Genomic DNA, 3,086 nt, shown 5'->3' with positions numbered 1-3,086 from the left:
CCGGGGGTCTCTCCGCTTCGCTCCGTGACCCGGCGTCCGCTGCGCTCCCGCCTACCGGCTTCGCCGGGCTGGCTACGGCAAAGTGTGGCGATGTATCACCTGTTTCTGCGGGTAGGATCCCGAACCTGTAGCTACCACCCCCCTGGGGCCGGCCCCGCTCTGCATGCCCGTCAGGGTGATGCCGAAAAGCCCCTCGCCTGACGGGTGCTCAACGCTGAGTGGTGAGCCGCGTGTAAGCGGCGTGACGGTCGCTGCTCTTGCACCTTAGCACGCTGTCCGGCCATGAGATGGATGGAAACAGGCAACTGTCAGCCGATGTGATGCATCGTGATGCATCTGCATCGTGCATCAAGTGATGCACGGGTAGGATCACGAGTGAACAGTTACCCCCGTCCCTGGGATCTGGAGATCTCTCGTCATGACCGGTGAAATTACGCTTTTCCCGCATCAGGCGGAAGCGGTAGAAGCCATTGTCGCCGGGCTGGAAATCCGGCCTGGACATCGTATTCCGAAGAATGGTCTGCGGGGTCAGGTGCACGCGGCGTGCGGCACGGGAAAGACGTTCATTGCGGCTGGTGCGGCGCAGCGTATTTCTCCGCGTGGGAGGGTTCTGGTTCTTCTTCCGACGCTGGAGTTGTTGGCGCAGACGGTGCGGGAGTGGCGGGCTTTTGGGCGTTCGGGGCCGATGGTGGCGGTGTGTTCGATGGATGCCGATCCGCGTCTGTACGACTTGCGGGTGCCGTCGACGACGAACGCTCCGCAGTTGGCGCTGCACTACGGCGGTGGGCCGGTGACGGTGTTCGCGACGTACGCGTCGCTGCCGGTCCTGGTCGAGGCTCATGAGGGTGCGTACGGGCTTCCGATGGACGTGTGGGACCTGATCTGTGTGGACGAGGCCCACCGGACCAGCGGCTCGCTCGGGAAGGCGTGGGCGGTCGTCCACGACCAGGAGCAGCTGCCCGCGATGCGCCGGCTGTATCTGACGGCGACACCGCGGATCTGGATGGAGCGGCCCCGGCCTCGCTGGAGCCGGAAGGGTGAGGCGGTGGCGCCGGGTGAGGCGGTGGCGCCGGGTGATGGGCGCAGGCCGGTGGACCGGCTGCCGAAGGAACTGGCCTGCTCGATGTCGGACGAGCGGATCTACGGGCCGGTTCTGTGGGCCCTGGATCTCTCGGACGCGATCGCGCGGGGCCTGCTGGCGCGGTATCAGATCGTGGTGGTGGAGCTGCGGGACGAGCGGCTGACCCTGGAGAAGCTGTATGGGGAGGAGCGGTTCGAGGAGCACGTACGCGGTGAGCGCCTGGCGGTGTTGCAGGCGGCGTTGCTGGAGACGATGGCGGAGCACGGGCTTCAGCGGTGCATCACCTTCCACCACCGGACGATCGAGGCGCAGGCGTTCTCGGTCGGGTGGGGGTGGGGGGCGGTTCGGCTGCACGCGGCCGACCCGGAGCGGCACCCCCGGGAGGTGTGGTCGGGGTGGCTGTCGGGTGAGCACGAGCCGGAGGAACGGGCGGAGAATCTGCACCAGTTCGGGGCGCGGGCCGGGCGGGCGGTGATGTCGAACTGCCGGGTTCTCGGTGAAGGGGTCGACTGCCCGAGCGTGGATTCCGTCGCCCTGATCGACCCGAAGGGATCGGCGGTGGATATCGTCCAGGCTATCGGCCGGGCGCTTCGGCAAAAGCCCGGTCAGGACAAATTGGCGACGCTGATCGTGCCGGTATTTCTTGGGCCGGATGAAACTCCGGAAGACATGCCGTATTCGGCATCGTATAGGCCATTGCTGAAGGTCCTTTCCGGGTTGCGGGCGCATGATGAGCGTGCAGTGGAAATGCTCGCTATCCCGTCGGAGGACCTGCACCGGACGAAACCAATGTCGCCGTGGCTCGGTGAGGCACCGGAGAGTGATGACGAGGAGGAGCAGCGGTTGCTGCTGCGGTTCGGGGTGCATCGCGATCCGGTGTTGGTGGCGCGGATGGTGGAGTACAACCTGATCGAGCCGGAACACGCGAACTGGCGGGCAGGGCACCGGGCGGCGGTCGCGTACCGGGAGCGGGAGGGTGACCTCGCGGTGCCGTACCAGCACGTGGAGGGTGGGGACGAGCGGGGTGAAGGCGGGTTTCCGCTGGGGCGGTGGCTGTCGGATCAGCGGAGGGCGATGCGGGCGGGGACGATGCTTCCCGGTCGGGCGGAGGACCTGGAGGCGCTCGGCATCGTGTGGGATCCGGCGGATGCGGCGTGGGAGGAGAACCTCGGTGCGGCGAAGGCGTACTTCGCCGCGTACGGGACTCTCGCGGCGCCGGTGACGGCCATGATGATGGACCGGCCGGTGGGGCAGTGGCTGGCCAACGCCCGGAAGAAGAACGGGCTCGGGAAGGACCAGGCGCGGGCGCGGCGGCGTGCGGCGGCGCTGGCCGCGATCGACCCGGACTGGAACCCGGACTGGCCCATCGACTGGCAGCGCCACTACGCCGCCCTGAAGGGCCTTGTCGCTCCCGGGAGCGTGCTCGGACATGTGCAGCCCGGAGCGATGGTGAACGGGCTCGACGTCGGCGCGTGGCTGGCCGCCCAGCAGGATGGGTGGGAGCGGCTGGCCGCGGCGCAGCGCGAGCGCCTGGTCCAGCTCGGCGTCCGGCCGCCCGAGAAACCGGCCACCGAGGCCGTCGGGGGGAAGGCACGGCCGCGGCGGGCGACGGGCGGTGCGCGGGCCGGGGCGTTCGAGCGGGGTATCGCCGCGCTCGCCCAGTACGCGGCCCGGGAGAGGACGGTGGTAGTCGCGCGGTCCTGGAGTGAGGAAATGCCCGACGGGACGTCCGTGCGGCTCGGAGTATGGCTGTCGAACGTGAAAAGCCGCCGGGCCACACTCACCGGCGAGCAGCTCCAGCGGCTGGCCGGGTTGGGGCTGGAATGGGCAGCGGCCGGGCGGCCGTCCTGAAGCGGGCTTGACGCTGGTGTCTCTTCTGACGGCGGGTCAGGCCGTGCATCGTTCTGGTGTGCGGGTGGGATCCCGGGTGAGGCCCGGCTGCCGGGGGCGTTCCAGAATTCTGGAACGCCCCGGTGGTTCTCCCGTCCGCGCCCTTGGGTTGGTG

1 protein-coding gene is annotated in these 3,086 nt (G+C 68.8%); it reads left to right on the top strand.

From position 1 onward, the window contains the following. Nucleotides 1–418: 418 nt before the first annotated feature. Nucleotides 419–2,932 (top strand): helicase associated domain-containing protein, encoded by a 2,514-nt coding sequence (locus tag ACZ7HQ_RS45055; RefSeq protein ID WP_471003328.1) that lies wholly within the window; start codon nucleotides 419–421, stop codon nucleotides 2,930–2,932. Nucleotides 2,933–3,086 lie beyond the last annotated feature (154 nt).

The sequence above is a fragment of the Streptomyces sp. NPDC037290 genome (genome assembly GCF_055603245.1).
The sequence above is the reverse complement of the archived record's forward strand: the minus strand, read 5'-3'. Positions and strand labels throughout refer to the sequence as shown.